Annotated in this window: 5 protein-coding genes and 1 tRNA gene; 4 read left to right on the top strand and 2 right to left on the bottom strand. The window is 63.3% G+C overall.

What is annotated here, in order from left to right; translation table 11 throughout:
- The first annotated feature begins 606 nt into the window (after positions 1 to 606).
- From GORHZ_RS28780 to GORHZ_RS28765, 4 genes are all read left to right on the top strand, one after another.
- Positions 607 to 7,635, top strand: a complete 7,029-nt coding sequence (locus tag GORHZ_RS28780) for a neuraminidase-like domain-containing protein (protein WP_006339504.1) — start codon at positions 607 to 609, stop codon at positions 7,633 to 7,635.
- A gap of 45 nt (positions 7,636 to 7,680) precedes the next feature.
- A complete protein-coding gene (locus GORHZ_RS28775; protein WP_006339503.1) occupies positions 7,681 to 11,004 on the top strand; it encodes a Tc toxin subunit A-related protein in 3,324 nt (1,107 codons plus the stop codon).
- A 56-nt stretch (positions 11,005 to 11,060) separates the two neighbouring features.
- Positions 11,061 to 19,487, top strand: coding sequence for a SpvB/TcaC N-terminal domain-containing protein (locus GORHZ_RS29815; RefSeq protein ID WP_006339502.1), 8,427 nt, complete (start codon positions 11,061 to 11,063; stop codon positions 19,485 to 19,487).
- 420 nt (positions 19,488 to 19,907) lie between these two features.
- Complete coding sequence (locus GORHZ_RS28765; protein WP_006339501.1) at positions 19,908 to 20,348, top strand: SRPBCC family protein; 441 nt, start codon at positions 19,908 to 19,910, stop codon at positions 20,346 to 20,348.
- Between the two features lie 74 nt (positions 20,349 to 20,422).
- Here the strand turns inward: GORHZ_RS28765 and GORHZ_RS28760 are convergent.
- Together GORHZ_RS28760 and GORHZ_RS28755 are read right to left on the bottom strand one after the other, a co-directional pair.
- Positions 20,423 to 20,496: transfer RNA gene (locus tag GORHZ_RS28760), tRNA-Leu, on the bottom strand.
- Positions 20,497 to 20,540: 44 nt separating this feature from the next.
- Complete coding sequence (locus GORHZ_RS28755; protein ID WP_006339498.1) at positions 20,541 to 22,076, bottom strand: phospholipase C; 1,536 nt, start codon at positions 22,074 to 22,076, stop codon at positions 20,541 to 20,543.
- Positions 22,077 to 22,106: the final 30 nt, after the last annotated feature.

Genomic DNA, 22,106 nt, shown 5'->3' with positions numbered 1-22,106 from the left:
CATCGGTGCCGCAATCTCATCGCCTTGTCAGAAGGCGGGACTATAACTGCCTTCGTAATCACGACAACGAGGGCCCAGTGACCGAAGGTGAACCCGAGGACAGGCTTTCAGCGAAGCGTCAGTTCGTCCTGGTGCTTCGCGTAGTTGTTGACGAGGGCGGGAAGGTGGCGGGTGAACTCGTGGACCCATTGTCGAAGCGAAGACAACGGTTCACCAGAGAAACCCTCGTTGGCGCCATACGCGCATGGATTGATGAGGTTCTCACCGGCACTGCCCAGGAGTCGAGCAGTCAGCGGAAGACAAGGACCTCCGACACGTAGTCGGTCACAGGGGACAGTCGTGCCGATCGTACGCACGTTTCCGGGCGTGATCTCGGGGTCACGGGCGCATCCGCAGGCCCAACGACCTCGAGCCCGCTGGTTCGAGATGCCACCGCAATCAGCTTCCTTGTCCGGTTGCACGGGGGCCGGTGCTGTTGCCGATTGACCAGTGTTGCTTGATCACCTTCTCAGTGAAACGGGGTGAAAGACATATGCGCCAACCTGGCGGCGTCCTCATGCCGGCGGTGCGAGGTCGTGGTCGGGCTGCTCGTGAAGGAGAATCGCAATGAACAGAGTGACGTCGCCTGTGAAACTTCAGATGCGCGGACAGAAGGTAGCCGATCTCCAGGACGCTCTGACGGTTATTCTTGGCCGGCAGCTTCTTCTGCGGGGTGACGAGGCAGCCGGGCGTGAACTCGCCGAGGGGCTGAAGCCCGAACGTGAAGCGAAGCGGTATGGCCGGTTCACTCGCGGATTGGTCTCAGTCTTCCAACAAGAGCGCCAACTCCAGCCGACCGGTGAGGTGGACGAACCGACGGCAAACGCTCTGAACAATCTGCTGGAAGAACTGGGGGGCATTGGCCCAGCCGTGACTTATCACGTCGAGGGTCGCGTCGTGAGTCGCGTCAGCGCGTCGGTGGATGGACTGCGCGTCGTCGTGGTTGACAAGTCTGTCGGGGGTGACGTTGTCCTAGCCGAAGCGACGACGGACGTGCGCGGCAACTACGAGGTCTCGTTCTTGGATGGCGAACTCATGCGCCGCGGCAAGCAGAAGCCGGACCTGCAGGCGCGCGTCTTTTCCGGCGGGCATTTCCTGGTCGCCTCCACCGTCCGCTACGACGTGTCCACCCAAGTGAAGGACTTGAATGTCCTTCTGGACGAGAAGATGTCGAGAAGTCTGCGGTCGGAGCATGAGACCCTGATCGCCGCGCTCTCCGTCCACTACAGGGGCGACTTGCGCGATCTTCAGGAGACCGACGAGCGCCAGGATGTCACCTACCTCGCGAACAAGACCGGCTGGGATGCCCGCGCGGTCGCGCTGGGAGCGCTCGCCGACCAGTTCAGTGCCCGGACGACGTCTGCGGGCGCCGACACCCGCATCGAACCGGCGTTCTTCTATGCGTTGTTGCGTGCTGGGCTTCCCGCCAACGACGCGGCGCTCTATCGGACGGATTCCAAGACGGTCGAGGGGATTTGGAAACAGGCCCTCGAACAGGGACTGATCCCTACAGGGCTTCAGACGCGCTTCCCGGCGGCTTTGGAACAGTTTCAGCAGTTGGCCTCCCGGCACTTGATGGAAGCCGCGCCGGACGTCGGAGCATCGTCCTTCAAGGAAATCCTGGAGCTCTCCTTGGGCGATGATGCCCGGAAACAGCGGCAGATCGCCGACCTTTACACCCGCCACACGGACGATCCGTCCGAGTTCTGGGAAGCTGTGGAGGGCGCCGTCGGCGAAGCGACGGCGAGGCGGCTGCAGTTGGACGGGCAACTTGCCTATCTCACCCTGAACAACGCGCCGCTGATCCGGAAGCTCCATGCCGCTGTCGGCGCGAACGGTCTCCGGGACAGTTCGGAGCTGGTGGGGCAGGGGTTCCATGGCGCCCAGAGGTGGAAGGAGGTTGTCGGGAGCGACCCGATCCCGCTGGAGATCCGTGGCGAGGACGCCGACATGAAGCGTGAGCGCTACGCCGAGTTGCTTGCCGCCCAGGTGCGACTCAGTTTTCCCACGGCGGTCGTGGCGCAGATGGTGAAGAACGGCGAGACGCCGGTCGGCTCGGCCAGGCTGAAGGACGCCGTGCACACTTTCCTCACCCAGCATGAAGGCAAGTTCGAGATCGGCATGCAGCCCGTCGCCCAGTACGTGGCGCGCCACAATCTTCAGGCGGATGTCGAGGTGATACAGGAGATCACCCGCATCCAACGTGTCTACCAGATCTCGCCAGGTGACGAGGCGATGAACGGCCTGCTCAAAAAGGGGATCGACTCGGCGCATGCCGTGGTGCGTCATGAGCGGGATGAGTTCGTCCGGGCTTTCAAGGATGACGTCGGTGGCGAGCAGAACGCGCGGCAAATCCACTCAAAGGCGAAACAGGTACATGCGGCGGTGCTGAACGTCGCGCTCACCTTCCTCACCGCCAGGAATGCGCCAGGCATCGGCGTTCACTCGCCCGCCTCCATCGTCGCCCCGACGCCCTCGCCGCCGGCCAATGCCGCCGACGTGCTCGCCTACGGCACGCTGGAGAGCCTCTTCGGCGAGATGGACTACTGCACCTGCGAGCATTGCCGCTCAATCCTCAGTCCAGCGGCCTATCTGGTCGACCTGCTGCAATTCATCGACCGACCGGCGAGCGAAGTGCCACACGGGTTCACCAACCCCCAGACGGTCCTCTTCGATCGTCGCCCCGACCTCCAGCACCTGTCTCTGACCTGCGAGAACACCCACACGCCCCTTCCGTACGTCGATCTCGTCAACGAGACGCTGGAGTACTACATCGCGAGCGGACTCACGCTTGCGGGTTACGAGGGCTACAACACCGACGACAGCGTCAAGGCCGAGGAACTGCTGGCCAGCCCACAGTTTGTCATCGATAACGCCTACACCGCGCTGGCAGGGGAGCACTTCCCGCCCCCGTTGCCCTTCCACCAACCCTTGGAGAACCTGCGCCGCTACTTCCACCGTTTCGAGACCCCGCTGCCCGAGGTCATGGAGGTCCTGCGCAAGGACGATGGCCTGGAGCGGACCAGCGCCGCAGACTACGGCTGGCGCGATATCTGGATGGAGACCCTCGGGCTCTCGCGGGCGGAGCACCGCCTGCTGACCGAGGGCTGGCGCACCGGTCGCGCCGCCGATGCGATGCTGACGGTGAAGCGTCTCTATGGCTTCGACCCGGCCAGACCTGACGCTGAGGTCCTGTTGGGAATCTCGGATCCCGGTACGGATCACGAGAGGCGCCTTGGTCTCTCGTATGCCAAAGCGTTCTCCCGCCGAGTCGGGGTCACCTACGAGGAGCTCGTGGAGATCCTCATGACGCGCTTCGTCAATCCGAACTCCCGCCTCATCCCCAGATTGGAGCGGCTGGGAGTCTCTTTCGAAACCCTCAAGGCGCTCAGGGATGGCACCATCTCCGAAGCCGGATTCGACAGCTTGGTTGCCGCCGGCCTCAATCCCGCCCAGTACGGCGGCGACATCAAGGCGTGGGTGAGGAACGACGACAACTTCGGCCAGATCATGGGCCTCCTCACGCTGACAAATCCCACCGACCCCGAGGACGTGTGCAGCTTCGACAAGGTTGAACTGCGCTACTCGAACCCCGACACACGCGTCAACCGGCCCCGCCCGTTCGAGTTCATCCGGTTGATCCGCTTCATCCGGCTCTGGAAGAAACTTGGCTGGACCATCGAACAGACCGATAGGGCGATAGTCGCTCTCTATCCGGTGACACGAACGCCCGACGACGCGAACGATGCGGTGAACCTGGAGCGACTCGACGCCGGGTTTCTCTCCTTGCTTCCCGCCCTGGGCGTGGTGATGCGGGTGATGAACATTCTCAAGCTGGTGCCCAAGAGGGACCTGCTCCCGCTGCTCGCCTGCTTCGGCCCGATCGACACCCATGGAGAATCATCCCTCTACCGGCAGATGTTCTTCAGTCCTTCGCGGATCGACGACGCCTTCGCCGAGGACGGCTACGGTAACTACCTCACCAACGCGAACGAGAAGCTGCTCGACCATACCGAGACCCTGCGTGGCGCCTTCACTCTCACTGCCAGCGAGTTCAGCGAGATCACGGCCGCGCTCGGCTATGACGCCAACACGGTGCTGACCCTCGACAACATCAGCGCCGTCTTCCGCCGCGGCTGGCTGGCTCGCAAGCTGAAGCTGAGCGTGCGGGAGTTTCTTCTTCTGACCAGGTTCACGGGCTACGACCCCTTCGAGGGTCCCAATCCAGTGGCCCCCGCCGTCCTGCGCTTCATCGGCTTCGTGCGCCGTCTGAGTGCCCTTAAGCTCAAGCCGGTCCAGGCTCTCTACCTGATCTGGAACCAGGACCTGAGTGGGAAGTCGATGCCGGCCGAGGCGGAGGTGACGGGGTTTGCCCGTACTTTGCGCAGCGGTCTTGCAGCGATCGAGGAGTCATTCGCGCGGGTGGACGATCCGGACGGCACCATCGCACGCGCACACATGGCATTGGTCTACGGAAACGAGACAACCGACCTCTTCTTCGGCCTGTTGGAGAACACCTTTGTCACCGAGGTGGAGTACAGCCACGTTGATCACGCGGGTAAGAAGCAGTCCACACTGGAACAGCCCATCCTCGATGCCGCGCCTGGGCGCATCGTCTATGACGACTTCAGAAAGCGGCTCTCCTACAGCGGTGTCCTCACGACGACCACGCGCGAGGCGCTGAAGGCGGTACCCGGGTCGGCCCAGGCGTTCAAAGACGCAGTAGGTACCCTCTACGACGAGAATCAGAAGGTGGTGGGGCCGTTCTTCGCCCGCTACCCGGCGCTGCTGCCGCTCTATGATGCCTTCGTCGCTTCCGCCGACCCGCTGGAGAAAAGAAGGACGACTCTGCTCGAGGCCTTCCTGCCGGAGCTGAAGCGGCTGCGCAAGCGCCAGCAGGCGTTACAGTCGGTCAGCGTCGCAGCCGAGGCCGATATCGGGCTGGCGAGCGCTCTGCTCGAGGATGCGGCCGCCCTGCACGCGGCCGGGGATGCGGCCCGGCCCGCCCTCGACGAATTCACCGCGATGGAGACGGCGGGCCTAGCCGCACAGTTCTCCTATGCGGTCACCGCGGCGGGGAATCCCGACCTCTCTCACAACGCCGAGGCCAGCCTGGAATACGCCCCCTCGGGGACCACCACACTGCCACCAAACGCCACCAGTCCGGCCGCTGCCATCTCCTGCGTCTGGAGCGGCTACCTGGAGGTGCCGGAGAACGGCTTCTACAACGTCCGCATCGACACGGACACCACCGCAGCCGTGACGCTCACCCTGAACCGGGAGCAGAAGCAGATTTCGCGAGCGCAGAACGGCGGCACCTGGGAGAACACCGAGCCCATCGAGTTGCGCGCCGGCGCGCTCTACGCCATTTCTCTCACGGTGGAGAACGTCAAGAACACCGTCGTCGTGCGCTGGCAAACGGCCGGGCGCGGCTGGGAGATCATCCCCGCCCGGTACCTCTACTCGGAGACGCTGGTCGCGAACCTGCGCCTAGCTTATGTCCGGTTCCTGAAGGCCACCGCGCTGGCAACGGTGCTGAAGCTGACTGCCGCAGAGGTGGCGCACTTCGCTGTCGACGCCGCCTATCACGTCGGCGGCGAAGGCTGGTTGAACCACCTGTCCGTGACGGGCAGCCCGGACAACCCCACCGCCGCCGCGCTGCTCAAGGCCTTCGCCGGGCTTCTCGACTTCAGCCGCATGAAGGCAGATGTGTCTCCCGGCGACGAGCGATTGCTTGAGGTTCTGCGGCAGCCGGCAGCGGCGACAGCCGATGCGAACGGCCTGCTCTACGTTCTCACTCGTTGGGAGAAGGACTCGGTCGACGCCCTTCTCTCACGCTTCGGCAAAGTGGCCTCCGATCTGGCCCATGTGGAGACCCTGCGACGGGTCTACGACGCCTACGGGTGCGTGAGCAAAATAGGCACCCCAGCGACAGCGCTCACCAACGTAACGACCAACGAGCCTGCCGCCGCCGCGGTGCGCAGCTTCCAGGCCTCCCTGCGCGCCCGTTACGACGAGAGCGCCTGGCTGGAGGTGCTCAGGCCCATCAACGACGAGATGCGGTCGGTACAACGCGACGCACTGGTGGCATACACACTGCACCGCATGCGGTCGAATCCGGCCTCCGCACACATCGACACACCGGGGAAGCTCTTCGAGTACTTCCTGATGGATGTGCAGATGGACCCGTGCATGCTCACCTCGCGTATTCGCCACGCGCTCTCGTCGGTGCAACTGTTCATCGAACGCTGCCTGATGAACCTGGAGCCCGGGGTCTCGCCGGCGAGCATCAAGGCGAAGCAGTGGGAGTGGATGAAGCGCTACCGGGTCTGGGAGGCCAACCGCAAAGTCTTCCTCTGGCCGGAGAACTGGCTCGAGCCCGAGTTGAGGGACGACCAGTCGCCCTTCTTCAAGGAGGCAATGAGCGAGCTTCTGCAAGGGGACATCACCGAGGACAGAGCGGCGGAAGTGCTCACGCGCTACCTGACAAAGCTCGAAGAGGTGGCGAAGCTCGAGATCTGCGGTGTCCACTACGAAGAGAACGGAGTAGGCACGGCCGACGACGTCGAGCACGTCATCGGCCGCACCGCCGGCGCGAATCGCAAGTACTTCTGTCGCCGCCACGACGGCTCCTGGACGCCGTGGGAGCAGATCAGCCTGGACATCGAGGACAACCCCGTGCTGCCGGTGGTGTGGAAGGGCCGCCTCTTTCTCTTCTGGCTGAAGCTCGTCGAAGAGATACAGCAGGAGACGCCGTCGCCGCCGACCGATGCCAACACCCTGGCCGACGTCAAGCCTTCGGAGGCCTTTCCGAACAAGGCGCCGATGCTCGTCGTCAAAGTCATCTTGAACTGGAGCGAATTCCTGGACGGCACATGGCAGCCGCCACGCAATTCGGACCCTCAAGAGCTGGTTACGCAAGCCTGCCCCAAAGGGGGCACTTTCGATCGCTCTCAACTGAAGCTCTCGGTCCGCCGGATAGACGACGAACTTCGCGGGATAAACGACGGACTTCGCGTTTACGTGTCGCGCGGATCTTATCCCCATGCCCAGTTCTTTGACCTGTACAACTCCTTCTCCAATCCCGAAGTGTGGGGCTCCACGTACTTCTTTCCGAACCGGTCAATGGATACGGCCACGGAATCGCTCACAATCACCTACTACGGCAAGGTTGTTCCCGAATACGCCGAAGAACTCGGCTCCCATAGCATCCTGAGTAACAGCATTACAGACCGCACGGTAGACCCCCACCATCCCGTGAGCGGAAAACCCTGGGATTCGCCGTTCTTCTACGAGGACAACCGTCACGTTTTCCACGTGACCACAGACGCGACCCTGTTCACGGTGCCTCAGTGGAAGGGTATCGGCATCGTCAGCAAAATGTCCAAGCCGATTCCCTCCAAGATCCCCGAACTCGTGGTTCCGCCGGGAGGGGTGGATCTCCTGAACCCAACAATTCACCAACCGGGATTCGGCGTTATCGATCCGTCGCCCGTCGAACGCTTCATCACCGAGGATGCCTATATCAATACGGCTATCGGCACGCCCGGAACCGTGACTTATGGCAACAAGATAATCGGCCCTTCTGGCAGTTGATTCGAAGCAAACCGGATTCGAACGACTCCTTAGAGGAGGAAAGAAATGGCATACAAGGCAACAAACATGGTCGGCTTCCACGCCTTCAAGGACGAGATGGCCGCAACGGATCTGAGCCTGCTGGTAACCCAGCAGGAGTCGGCGTTCACATACACGTTCGAGAACTTCTTCCACCCCTTCGCTGGGGAGTTGATCGAGAAGCTCAACAAGGAATCGCTGTCCGGGCTTCTTGATCCGCAGTTTCTCGGAGCGCTCGGCGACGTCACCAAGACCCCATCGAGCAGGATGCCCGGGAGCTACTACGACACCACAAGCTCTTCCGGCACCAAGCTCGTCAAGACAGATTTTCACGACAAGCAGATCGACGTCACGCTTGGCGGGCCGTATGCCAACTACAACTGGGAGCTGTTCTTCCACGTCCCGCTCACCATCGCTGTGCACTTGAGCAAGAACCAGCGTTTCGCCGAGGCGCAGCGGTGGTTCCACTTCATCTTCAATCCCACCGCCAACGACACGAATGTCGATGTGCCCGAACGCTATTGGAGGTTCATCGCCTTCCGGAAAGGGGGCGCCGGCAAACAGGTCGACGAGTTGCTGACCTTGCTCAGCAAGCCCACTTCTGAGCTCGATGTCGATGAGATGGATCTGAAAGCGAAGATCCTGAACGATTACGAGAAGATCTTGGACCATCCGTTCCAGCCTCACCGCGTTGCCCGATCCCCGGGCCGGCACCTTGCCTACATGTACTGCGTGGTCATGAAGTACCTCGACAACCTCTTTGCCTGGGGCGACCAGCTATTCCGGCAGGACACTCTCGAGTCGATCAACGAGGCGACGCAGATCTACGTGCTGGCAGCCAATATCCTGGGCACGCGGCCCGAGAAGGTACCTCTGCAGGGACGGGTGCGGCCCAAGACCTTCGCCCAGCTCAAGAAGAAGGGCCTCGACCAGGGAATGCACGACGCCCTGGTGGAGCTTGAGGGGCTCTTTCCGTTCAACCTCGGCATGCCGACGGGGAGCGATGGCGCCGACACCGCCGCGCCGCTCTTCGGCATCGGGCGGACGCTGTACTTCTGCATCCCACACAACGACAGGCTGCTCTCCTACTGGGATACCGCAGCCGACCGGCTGTTCAAGATCCGCCACTGCATGAACATCGAGGGTGTGGTGCGTCCACTCGCCCTCTTCGACCCGCCCCTCGACCCAGGCATGCTGGTCAAGGCGGCCGCCGCCGGCATCGATATCGGCGCAATTGTCGCTGGATTGAACCAGCCGGTCAGCCCCGTACGCTCCCAACTGCTGATCCAGAAGGCCCTCGAACTATCCGCCGAGGTCCGGGGCCTCGGCTCCTCCCTGCTCCAATCGATAGAGAAGGAGGACGCGGAACGCCTCGCCGTGCTGCGCCAGGGCCACGAAATCAAGATTCAGCAGCTGCAGCAGGAAGTTCGATTCCTGCAGTGGAAGCAGGCGCAGGAGTCGACGGAGTCGCTGCTGAAGTCGCGTTCGGTTGTGTTGGGACGCTACAAACACTATCTGCGCCTGATGTCCCAGGAACCGAATCCCAACCTCGTTCCGGACTCCCTCCCCGCAGACCGCCGCGAACTCACCGAGGAGAACTTCGACGAAACCTACGCCGAGCTCGTCGGTCAGTACGAGAAGGAAATACCGCTCAACGCTTACCCGAAACTCGACATCGAAGGCGGCGGATCGCCAACCATCGAAGCCGACGCCGAAGGCAAGGGAAACCTTTCGCTCATCACCGCCGAGAGCGACGAAATCAGCCACTTGAAAACCGCCAGGGACCTAGGGCTCGCCGCCTCCTTCGTCGATGCCGCCGCGACCGCTGCCGTCTACATGCCAGATATCCACTTCGACTTCCACTATTGGGGCATCGGCGGCACGACAAAGCTGCCGGTCGGAACCGCTATAGTCAAGGCCCTTGAGATTACCGCCCAGGTTCTGCGAATGAAGGCGGCCTGGGATCGCGACCAGGCAGGGCTCCAGTCGCTTGATGCCGCACACACGCGCCGCGCCGACGACTGGATCCTGCAGGCGAACTCTGCCGCCCTCGAACTGCGACAGATCGGACGACAGCTCATCTCCTCTCTGATCGCCGAGCAGGTCGCCCAGCGCGAGTACGAGAACACTCAGCGTCAGATCGAACAGTCGCAGGAGGTCGACCTCTTCCTGCGGGAGAAGTTCACGAGCGCCGAACTCTACGCCTGGATGCAGGGCGAGCTCTCGCGCCTCTACTACGAGTACTACCGTTTTGCCTTCGACGTGGCGCGCCGGGCCGAGCAGACGATGAAGCGCGAGCTGATGCGACCTGAACTCGACAGCAAGACACTAATAAAATTCAACTATTGGGACGGCGGCCGCAGGGGGCTGCTCTCCGGCGAAGCGCTCTACCTGGATGTGAAGCGCATGGAGATGGCCTACCACGAACACAACCTGCGTGAGCTGGAACTCACCAAACACGTCTCGCTACGCCAGCTCGACCCGCTGGCACTCTTGAGTCTCAAGGTCACCCGTTCGTGCGAAGTGAGCCTGCCCGAATGGTTTTTCGACCTCGACGGCCCCGGTCATTACATGCGCCGGGTGCGCAACGTCGCGGTCACCGTACCCGCGGTGACCGGGCCCTACACCAGCGTCAACTGCACGCTGTCGCTGCTGAAGAGCTCTATCCGGAAATCGCCGACGTTGACCGATGGCGGCCAGTATGGGAGAACCGGCAGCGAGGACGGACGGTTCGTCGACTCCTACGGCACGATCCAGTCGATCGTCACCAGCGAGGCGAACAATGACAGCGGCATGCACAACGTCGACCTGCGAGACGATCGCTTCCTGCCATTCGAGGGCGCCGGCGCCGTCAGCACGTGGCGGATCGAGCTGCCGCCACTGGCCCAGTTTGACTACGACAGCATCGCCGATGTGGTGCTGCACCTGCGCTACACGGCCCGCGACGGCGGCGCCCAGCTTCGTCAGGAGTCCACCGACGCAGTCACCGAGCTGCTGCAAACCGCTGGCGCGGCCGGCATGGCCCGGCTGTTCAGCCTGCGCCACGAGTTCCCCAGCGAATGGCACCGCTTCGCCAATGGCAACTACGACCTGCGGTTCAGTTTGTGCAAAGACCACTTCCCCTACCTGGTGCGATCCGAGGATCTGACGCTCGAGGGGCTTCAGCTGTACCGGCGGGATGGTGCCGACGACTTGGCGGCGGTTGCGCCTGCCGGACTGGATCTCGATGCCGCGACCACGACGCTCAATGACGAAGGACAGGTAGAGCTAGCCCTTCCGGAAGACACCAACGTCCTGACCCGCGACGCCACCGACCCCGTGTTCCTGGTGGTCCGCTACTCGGTGGCCTGAGCCATGGACCCCGAACCCTGCTGCGCGTGCGGCAAGCGCCTTGGATGTGGTTGACCATGACCGGTAACGAGATTCCGACGATTGGTCTCCACCACAGCGGCTCCTCAGCGGCGACCGCCGGCCGACCCGGGCGTGGCCCCCAAATCACCGCACCTGCACCGACGCTGCCCAAGGGTGGTGGCGCGATTCGCGGCGTGGGCGAGAAGTTTGCCGCCAATCCTGTTACGGGAACAGGTTCGATGTCCGTGCCGATTGCGACCAGCCCCGGACGCGCCGGGTTCGGCCCTTCGCTGTCGCTCTCCTACGACTCCGGTTCCGGCAACGGGCCATTCGGGTTCGGCTGGAGCCTTTCGCTGCCGTCGATCACTCGCAAGACCGACAACGGTCTGCCGCAGTACCGCGATTCCGAGGACTCCGATGTGTTTCTGCTGTCCGGCGCCGAGGACTTGGTGCCCGTGTACCGGCAGGACCCGAACGGTGAATGGACCGGCAACCATTCCGAGTTCACCAGGGATGCCGACGGTTCGTGGGTCCGCGACGCGGCGGGACGTCTGCTGGCCCACGAAGACGACATCGACGGCCACCGGGTGCGGCGCTACCGGCCTCGCATCGAGGGGCTGTTCGCCCGCATCGAGCGCTGGGCCGACACCGCAACGGGACAGGTCCACTGGCGGTCGATCACCCGGGACAACGTCACCACGCTGTACGGCACCGACAACGAGTCAAGGATCTTCGACCCAGCCAACCCGACATCGGCCGCGCCCACCCGCATCTTCAGTTGGCTCATCCGCGCCAGCTACGACGACAAGGGCAATGCCATCGTCTACAACTACGCCGCGGAGAACGACGAGGACATCGACCCCAGTTGCCTCAGTCAGAGCAACCGGGTGCGCTCCGCGAACCGGTACGTGAAGCGGATCCGCTACGGGAACCGCACGCCCAATCGTGATCCTGTGTCCTGGGAGGCTTGGCATCCCGCCCAGCTGCCGGACGACAAGTGGATGTTCGAGGTGGTGTTCGACTACGACGAAGGCCATTACGAGGAGGTCGCGCTCGACTCCTCGAAGCCGGAGGCGGAGCAGCATCGCTACGTCGTGGCATCGCATCTCCCGGATGTGGCGTGGGACTCGGCGAGTCGGGGTTGGTCGACACGACCCGACGTCTCCACCTCTCAGCGGTCAGGATTCGCCGCCGGTGTTTCGACGTTGCGCCGGTGTCGACGAATCCTGAGCTTCCACCACATCCCCGACCTCCCGACCGGTGAGCCCGGGTACGAGGGCCTGGTTCGCGCGACCGAGTTCGACTACGCAGATCTCGACGACCAGCAGCCGTTCACGGTCGATGACGAGTTGGCGCACCAGGGCAGCACCCGGTTCGCGTCGTTCATCAGATCTGTGACGCAGTCGGGCTTCGTGCGCGACGACGACCAGGTGCCGGTGATCCGCTCCGGCGTCTCGTACCCCGTCCACCTCAAGAAGTCGCTACCACCACTCGAGTTCGAGTACAGCAAGACGACCATCTGCGACCACGTCCTCGAAGCCGACGCCCAGACGCTCGAGAACCTCCCTGCCGGTGTCGACGGCTCGACGCATCGATGGGTCGACCTCGACGGCGAAGGCATCTCGGGCATCCTGACCGAACGAAGCGGGGAGTGGTACTACAAGGCCAACCTCGGCGGCGGCGCCTACGGTTCACTGCAGACCGTCACTACGAAACCCTCACTCGCCGCCCTCAACGGTGGCCGGCAGCAGCTGCTCGATCTCGCCGGCGACGGCAACCTCGATCTCGTCGACTTCTCGGAGCCGACTCCCGGCTTCTACGAGCGCACCGCGGATCAGGACTGGGCACCGTTCCGCACCCTTCCGCAGCTGCCGCGCATCGACTGGGATGACCCAAACCTGCGCCTCGTCGACCTCGACGGCAACGGCCACGCCGACGTTCTGATCACCCAGGACGACGTCTTCACCTGGTACCCCTCGCTCGCCGAGGACGGCTTCGGCCCGGCGCAGACCGCCCGCCGGCCCAGCGACGAAGAGCGGGGGCCCCGGCTGGTTTTCGCAGACCGCACCCAATCGATCTACCTCGCCGACATGAACGGGGACGGCCTGACCGACCTCGTGCGGATCCGCAATGGCGAGGTCTGCTTCTGGCCCAGCTACGGATTCGGACGCTTCGCCGCGAAGGTGACCCTCGACAACAGCCCATGGTTCGACCGTCCGGACCAGTTCGACCAGCGCCGTGTCCGGCTCGCCGACATCGACGGCTCGGGCACGACCGACATCATCTACCTCCATGGTGACGGAGTCCGGCTCTACCTCAACCAGTCAGGGAACCGGCTGACGGACCCGCGTGTCCTGCGTCAGTTCCCGCCCATCGACAACACCACCTCCGTCACGACCGCGGATGTGCTCGGGAACGGCACCGCGTGCCTGGTGTGGTCATCGCCGCTGCCCGGCGCTGGGCAGCGACCGTTGCGGTATGTCGACCTCATGGGGTCGTGGCCCGCCTTCTCCGCCGACGACTTCACCGACCTGCGTGCCCTCGCCGACCGACTCACCAACCCGGCGCGAGCGATCGACACCTGGCTCTCCGCGCAGCTCACCGAAGAAGCGTCGGCGGCCCTCGCCGGACTCGACCACACGGTTGCGAAGTCGAGGCGGCTCAGAATCGCGCTCGCGGACAGCCTGAACAGCCTGATCATGGACCGCGGCAGCATCCACACCGCACAGCGCTTCGCCGGTGTCGACCTTCGAGTCGAGACGAAGGAGCGGCTCGCTAAGGCGCCGGATGCCGGCGATCCCAGACATCTCAACCGGCTGCTACTCGAAGATGCCTACCCCGCCGAACTTGCGAGGCATCACTCTGCGAAGCCGCACCTCCTGATCAAGACGGTCAACAACCTGGGCGCCGAGACACACGTCCGCTATGTGCCGTCCACCCACTTCTACCTCGAAGACAAGCTTGCCGGGCACCCCTGGATCACACGCCTGCCATTCCCCGTGCACGTGATCGAGCGCGTCATCACCGCCGATCGCGTCAGCGGCAACCGGTTCGTCACCCGCTACGCCTACCATCACGGCCACTTCGACGGGATGGAACGCGAATTCCGGGGCTTCGGACTGGTCGAGCAATGGGACACCGAGGAGCTAGCGGCGCTTGCCGGCGGACAGGCATCCGCCGGTACCAACACCGACACCTCCTCCAACGTCCCGCCGGTGCTCACCCGGACGTGGTTCCACACCGGCCCGTACCTGGGACGCGAGCACGTCTCCGACTTCTTCGCCGGCCTGCTTGACGGGAACGACGTCGGCGAGTATTACCGCGAGCCGGGCTTGAGCGATCCCCAAGCGCGCGAGCTCCTGCTCGACGACACGGTCCTGCCCGACGGCCTCACGGTCGATGAGGAACGCGAAGCCTGCCGCGCCCTCAAAGGCTCCATGCTGCGCCAGGAGGTGTATGCCCTCGACGGCGTCGGGCAGGACGCCGATTATCCCTTCGGTCAGCCCTATACCGTTGTCGAGCAATCTTTCGCCGCCTGCTTGGTACAGCCGCGTGGCGACAACCGCCACGCGGTCTTCTTCACCCACCCCAATGAGGCGATCACCTACCACTACGAGCGCGGGCCATCCGACCCGCGCATCCAGCATGCCTTGACGCTGGAGGTGGACCGGTACGGCAACGTGCGGAAAGAAGCGTCCGTCGGGTATGGCCGCCGCCAGTCGCCCCTGACCGAGAAGTGGGACAGGGACAGGCAAGAACGGACGTTGGTCACGTACACCGAGACTGACCTCACCAATCCCATCGACGACATGGCCGCGCATCCGGACGACTACCGAACGCCGCTCCCGGCTGAGACGCGTACCTACGAATTGACCGGCTACCCTCCGACAGGCACGGCGGGCCGCTACAGGGCACAGGATTTTGTACAACCGGACATGGCCGACCCCACCCGGCTGGTGGCCATCTGTGAGGGCGAGACGGATTACGAAGATGTACCGCCCGACGACAAACAGCGCCGTCTCATCGAGCGCGCCCGCACTCTCTACCGGTGCGATGACCTGACGGCGTTCCTGCCCGCCGGAGCAGTCGGGCGGCTGGCCCCGCCGGGGGAGAGCTACAGGCTGGCCTTCACGCCTGGGTTGTTGGCCCAGGTCTTCCGCCGGCCGCTCGACCTAATCCGCCCGTCGGGCGCGCCGCCGCCCGAAGACCTTCTGCCCAATGCGGGCGAAGTCCTGCCGATCGACCCGGTCGCCGGGAAGTCTGCCGACCGGGGCGGGTACGTCGATCTGGAGGGGGACGGCCAGTGGTGGATCCCGTCTGGGCGCGTCTTCTATTCCGCCACCGATGCCGGCGGCGCCGCGCAGGAGCTGGCCCACGCCCGCCAGCATTTCTTCTTGCCCCGGCGTTACCGCGATCCGTTCCACACCGCTGCGCTCAGCACCGAAACGATCGTCACCTACGACACCTACGACCTGCTCGTGGCACAGACGACCGATGCGCTGTCGAACATGACGCAGGCGCGCAACGACTATCGCGTGCTGCAGCCGGCGCTGGTCGCCGACCCCAATCACAATCGCACGGAAGTAGCCTTCGATGCCCTGGGCTCGGTGGCGGGTACCGCGGTGATGGGCAAGATAGCTCCGGCGCCCGCGGAGGGTGACTCGCTGGACGGCTTCGCTGCCGCTCTCACCCAAGCACAGATTGACGGTTTCTATGATGTGGTGGATCCGAGTCAGCCCGCCTCGGGCCTGTTGAACAAAGCCACAACGCGCATCATCTACGACCTCGATCGCTTCTGGAGGACCCAACGCGACCACCCGCAGGCGCCTGAGAAATGGCTCCCCGCGTACGCCGCCACCCTGGCGCGGGAGACCCATGTCGGCGATGCGCCCTCTCCTGGCGGGCTCAAGATCCAGATCAGCTTTTCCTATTCCGATGGCTTTGGTCGCGAGATCCAGAAGAAGGTCCAAGCGGAGCCGGAGTCGCTGGTCCCCGGGGGGCCGCACCCGCGCTGGGTCGTCAGCGGTTGGACCGTGTACAACAACAAGGGCCGGCCAGTACGCCAGTACGAGCCCTTTTTCAGCCAGCTTGCAGCCAAGCGTCATCATTTCGAGTTCGGCGTCAAAGTCGGCGTCAGCCCGGTGCTGTTCTACGACCCGCTCGAGCGCGTGGTCGCCACCCTGCACCCCAACCACAGCTATGAAAAGGTGGTGTTCGATTCATGGCGGCGGGTGACTTACGACGTCAACGACACCGTCGCCGCCAGCGGCCTACAGACCGGTGACCCGCGGACCGATCCAGATATCGCCGGCTATATAAGCGCGTCCTTCAAGGCGCAGCCCCCAAACTGGCAGACCTGGTACCAGGAGCGGATCGGCAATCTGCCCGGCGAACCCGAGCACGATGCCGCGCAGAAGGCCGTCGCCCACGCCGACACCCCCAGCGTCGCCCATTTCGACGCGCTGGGCCGTCCCTTCCTCACCGTCGCCCACAACCGCGTGGTCTGCCCGGGACACGTCGATGATTCGGCGGAAGAGATGCTCTGCACCCGTGTGGAATTGGACATCGAGGGCAACCACCGTGCCGTGGTCGACGCCAAGGGGCGGGTCGCCATGCGCTACAGCCACTGCATGGCTGGCCCCGACGAGGATGAAAAGACCGCGGGCGCCAACCGCATCCACGAGGCCGGCATGGACGCCGGCGAGCATTGGGTTCTGAATGATGTCGCGGGTAACGCGATTCGTGCCTGGGACAGCCGGGGGTTCGTGCGCCGGATGACATACGACGAGCTGCGTCGGCCAACCGGCCTCTACGTCACCGAGAAAGGCGCGGAGCGCCTGGCTGAGCAGACCATCTACGGCGAGGGCCAGGGAGCCGCCACCAACCATCGCACCCGGGTCTATCAGTTGCGGGACGCCGCCGGGATCGCCACCAGTGCGGCCTACGATTTCAAGGGCAACCTGCTGGAGGGCCGCCGCGACTTCCTGCCGATCGAGGAATCGAAGCTGGGGGTGGACTGGAAGCGGAACCTCGTCGCGGGCGACGGAAGCTACACCAGCAAGACCGAATACGACGCACTGAACCGCCCGCACACTTTCACTTCCGCGGACGGCAGCGTCCACCGGCGGACCTTCAACTATGCCAACCTGTTGGACACAGTCGAGGTGAACCTGCGGGGCACGGCTGCGGCGACGCCCTTCGTCACCAACCTCGACTACAACGCCAAGGGCCAGCGCACGCAGATCGCCTACGGCAACGGCGTGACGACGACATACGCCTACGACCCGCTCACCTTCCGCCTGAGCGAGCTGAAGACGACCCGACCGCCTGGCTTGAATGGTTTTGCCTCCCAGATCTTGAATGATGCAACGCGGTTACAGGACCTGCGCTACACCTATGACCCAGCGGGCAACATCACCCGCATCAAGAATGCCGCTCTCAAGGCTGTCACCTACAACAACCAACAGGTCGATCCGGCCAGTGACTACACCTACGATGCGCTCTATCGACTGATCGAAGCCGAGGGCCGAGAGCATATTGGCCAGACGGCGCACTCGTTCAACCCTGACAACTATCGCGATTTCGACCAAGCGGGACTGGCGCACTTGAGCGCCCACCCGAACGATCTGCAGTCGCTGCGCAACTACACCGAACGGTACGCCTATGACGAGGTCGGCAACTTCGAGCATCTCCGCCACATAGCTGAGGGCGGCAGCTGGACACGGCATTACGACTATGAGGAAGACAGCCCCATAGAATCCGGAGCGAAGAGCAACCAGCTGACGAGAACCCAGTTGGGCAACAACATCAACCGCATCGAGGCCTACACCCACGACGCCCACGGCAACATGACCTCTATACCCCACCTACCGGAAATGGTCTGGGACTTCGAAGACCAGTTGCAGCGGGTGGATCTGGTGGGTGGCGGCACCGTCTGGTACGTGTACGACGCCGGCGGCGAGCGGGTTCGCAAGGTCATAGAGAGGCCGAACGGGAAGCCTCAGAAGGAGCGCCTCTACCTTGGCGGATTCGAGGTCTACCGCGCGTACGGCGCCAATGGCGCTGCCGTGACGCTGCAGCGCGAGACGCTGCATGTGATGGACGATGAGCAGCGGATTGCCCTGGTGGAGACCGAAATCCCGAGTTCCAGCGGACCCCGGGCAGGCGGTGCGGTGCCGCTCATCCGCTACCAAATCGGCAACCATCTTGGCTCCGCCAGTTTGGAATTGGCCGAAGACGGCGCGCTGATCTCCTACGAGGAGTACCACCCATACGGCACCACCGCCATCCAGGCTGGGCGCAGCGTAGCCGAGGTGAGTCTGAAGCGGTACCGATATACGGGCAAGGAGCGGGATGAGGAGACGGGCTTCAGTTACCACGATGCACGATATTATGCGCCATGGATGGGGAGGTGGATGAGTTGTGATCCGGAGATGGCAAAATATACGCCCGATGCGCCCTATCTCTATTCGAGTAACAATCCACTCCGATATATTGACAAGGAAGGACGCAGTGCCACGGAAACGGCCATGAGTGGACTAAATTTCGGGTTGCAGGCGCTCAGAGTGTTGATTCTTGGTGCGCTAGGAATGTACGCAGGAATGTTTGCGGGCGGTGTGGCGGGCGGTGTAATTGGTGGTATCTATGGCGGTCCATGGTGGTTTCTTGGAGGCTCGTTACTCGGTGCGATTGCTGGTGCGGCGGTTGGCTTCGTTGCGGGAGCGGCTTATGGTCTTAGCACGTGGAAGTGGGCTAGACGCAAGGCTTGGAATTGGATAAGAGATGCGCCAAAGTCTGCATGGGCAGGGATGAAGACGGCCGGAACGTCGGTATGGAACTGGGCAAAGAGCTTTGGAAAATCTGCCTGGAGTGGGGTATCGGCCACCGCAAGTGGGGCGTGGAGCTGGTCAAAGGGCGTGGGAAAGACTGTGTGGAGCGGGATACAAAGTGTATGGAAAGGGATATCGACTGCAACCGGAACTATACGTGGCGCAATGGATAAGGCATGGAGCGGCCTCAAGTCCGCTGTCGGCTGGATCTCCGAAAGAGTGGCAGGATTCTTCCGTGATTCGGGTAACACGCAATCTGGCCCATCAACTACGAAGTCCCATGCAAGGACGCCGCAGTCCAGAATTGAAAACAAGGTAAGAGAGGTGATAGAAGGCCACTTCGTAGGGCCGTTGCTCCCAGTCTTCAACCCACTCGGGGCAGGTATCGATCCGATTGGGAGCGGGTCTGATGCGGATACCGAGGGGACCAGAGCGCCCGAATCAACAACGAAGGGACCACTCTTGTTATTTGAACCCGGTATCGGGTTTGGCTATTCATACACAAGGTCCTCAGGCGGTCGAAGAATGCAATTCTCCTTGGGTTTTTCTCCTAATAGTGAATTAGTTCCATACTACCCTGGAGGTGCGCATCAGCCGTTTTCTGGTCCTTCTCGTGGGTATTTTCTCGGGTTCAAGCTGAAAACGGAATGGTAACGGAATATGCTTGGCCTGGTTTCCGTGAACTCCAGATTGTCGAGTCGCAATCTGACTTTGTCCGAGGGTAAGAAGGTGGAGCAGGAAAATGCCTGACAATGCCTGTTGACATATGCGCCACTAACCTGAGGCTAACCCCAACGGCGAAGGTGCCCTCCACGAAAAGAATCGTAATGAACACGGTCATGTTTCTGCCGAATCTGTAGATGGGTGACCAAAGATGGCAAAACTCTGGGACACTTAGCCCTTTTGCCGGCCACGACCGAGTGGAGATCTACGGTGGCGAACCGGCCGTGCACCGCTGCATGCCCCAACTCCCAGTCCACGTCCGCGGCGCTGTCGCCACCAGCACCCATCGAGCGGTCAATCATGCTTCCTTGACCGCGCCATCGTGGCAGCGGAAGTGGATAAGGTTCGGTCATGGCACTCAGTGAATCCCGCGAAGTGGTCATCGAAGCGACGCCTGAGGAGATCCTCGATGTCATCGCCGACGTCGAGTCGGCCTCCGAATGGTCGCCGCAGTACGAGAGCTGCGAGGTCCTCAACCGCCACGACGACGGCCGTCCGAAGCAGACCAAGATGGTCGTCAAGACCGTCGGCATAAGCGACACCATGGTCATCGAATACTCCTGGACGGACACCGGTGCGAGTTGGACGTTGGTGTCGGCGGGACAGCTCAAGACTCAGGATGCGAAATACACGCTGACGCCCGACGGTGACAAGACGAAGGTGCGGTTCGACTTGACGGTCGCCACGCTGATCCCGATCCCCGGGTTTCTGCTCAAGCGTGCACTGAAGGGGGGCATGGTGACGGCTACCGATGGGCTGCGCAAGCGGGTGCTGGAGCTCAAGAAGGAGTAGTCGGCCCGAGGACGGCGACTGGATGCCACGCGAAAGGTGCGTCGTCGAACTGCCTCTATCGGCAACAACGCTCGTGCCCCCAGTCGGACTCGAACCGACACTTGGCGGATTTTAAGTCCGCTGCCTCTGCCAATTGGGCTATGGGGGCGCGACGACCATCGTGCCATGCCGCCCTGGCCCAGCCGCGCCGGACTATCCGCTCGGAGAACGCCGCGTTCCCGGCTGCTGCTGAGGCATCCGGTTCGGCGGTACGGGATACGGTCGCCCGAAGCCGAGCGTGCCGGCCGCGATGTTCGGACCGCACTGGGTGAGTGCGTTCTGGGCGCCGGGTACTGGGTCCCCGAAATGCGGTCGGGCGGCATTCGGGCGGTGCGCGAAGTCAAAGGTCGAGGTCATGTCGCCGACCACGCCACGGCGCCACGCGGTGAGGTTCGGTACGTCGACATCGAAGCGCTTCTCGATCAACCGCAGCTGCGACGTGTGGTCGAAGGTCTCCGACGCGACCAGTCCGCCGCGGCTGTACGGCGAGATCACGAAACACGGCACGCGGTAGCCGAGTCCGATCGGCCCACGGATGCCGTCCGATGACGCCACGCTGTTGATGTTCGGCACGCTCACGTACTCGCCGGGCGTACCCGGTGGCGGTGTGGGCGGGGTGACGTGGTCGAAGAAGCCGCCGTTCTCGTCGTAACTGATGATCAGGGCGGTCTTCTCCCACACCCGCGGGTTCGACGTGAGGATGTTGAGCAACTCGACGATCCCGACGGCCCCGAGCGCCGCGGGCAGCGCAGGGTGCTCGCAGTTGAGGACCGACGGGACCACCCACGACACCTTCGGCAGCCGGTTGGCGGCAACATCGGCCGCGAAATCGGTCGGATACGTCGGGGCGATGCCGCGGCGGGCGAGCTCGGAGTTCGGGTTCTGTGCCTGCTTGAAACAGCCCATCATGCCGTCGAGGGCGACGCTCGACACCGGCCCGAAGTCCTTGTTGTTGTAGATCTTCCAACTCACCCCCGCGTCGCGGAGGTTCTCCGGCATGGTCCGCCAGGTGTAGACGAACTTCGGTATCAGCGTGGGCGTTTCGAGGAGTGGTCCGCCATGCGTGCCGGCCGGGTCGAGCGACGCGCTCATCCAGTAGAGCCGGTTGGGGTCCGTCGGCCCCAGCACCGAGCAGTGGTAGTTGTCGCAGATCGTGAACGCCTCGGCCAATGACCGGTGGACCGGGATGTCCTCCCGTTCGTAGTAGCCCATCAACGCGGGTGCATTCGCGGGTCCCACAGACTTGACCGACATCGGTAGCCAGCCGTCATTGCGGCCACCGTTCCACGCCTGGTGAAGCCCGCCCCAGGAGTGGTCGGGGTCGTTGATGCACTCGCCGTCGAGGTTGGCGTCGTGGCGGGTGTCGAGCCGGAACGGCAGCGTGTAGCCGCTGCGCGTCGGGCCGACACCGGGGGACCACCCGTACTGCTTCCAGACCTTCGACTTCTCGCCGAATCCACGGACGCCGGAATAGGTGCCGAAGTAGTGGTCGAAGGACCGGTTCTCCTGCATGAACAGCACGATGTGCTCGATGTCCGTCAGAGAACCTGTGCCCGCGGGGTCGGCCGAAGCGTAGGCCCGATCGATGATGGGGGCGGCCCACGAGGTCAGGAGCGCACCGCCGCCGACGGCGGCGACCCGGCTCAGGAATTCACGACGCGACAAACCTGCAAACGAGCTGTTCGACATGGGTCTCCTCGTCGGGGACGATGCCTTGGG

It is taken from the genome of Gordonia rhizosphera NBRC 16068, from assembly GCF_000298195.1.
GTDB classification, from domain to species: Bacteria; Actinomycetota; Actinomycetes; order Mycobacteriales; family Mycobacteriaceae; genus Gordonia; species Gordonia rhizosphera.
Note: the sequence above shows the minus strand (reverse complement) of the source record. Positions and strands in the feature narration are given on the sequence as shown.

What these genes read in the sequence shown, in the direction of transcription:
- GORHZ_RS28780 (WP_006339504.1), top strand. Translation starts at nt 607, where the DNA reads ATGAACAGAGTGACGTCGCCTGTGAAACTTCAGATGCGCGGACAGAAG.
- GORHZ_RS28775 (WP_006339503.1), top strand. Translation starts at nt 7,681, where the DNA reads ATGGCATACAAGGCAACAAACATGGTCGGCTTCCACGCCTTCAAGGAC.
- GORHZ_RS28765 (WP_006339501.1), top strand. Translation starts at nt 19,908, where the DNA reads ATGGCACTCAGTGAATCCCGCGAAGTGGTCATCGAAGCGACGCCTGAG.
- GORHZ_RS29815 (WP_006339502.1), top strand. Translation starts at nt 11,061, where the DNA reads ATGACCGGTAACGAGATTCCGACGATTGGTCTCCACCACAGCGGCTCC.
- GORHZ_RS28755 (WP_006339498.1), bottom strand. Translation starts at nt 22,076, where the DNA reads ATGTCGAACAGCTCGTTTGCAGGTTTGTCGCGTCGTGAATTCCTGAGC.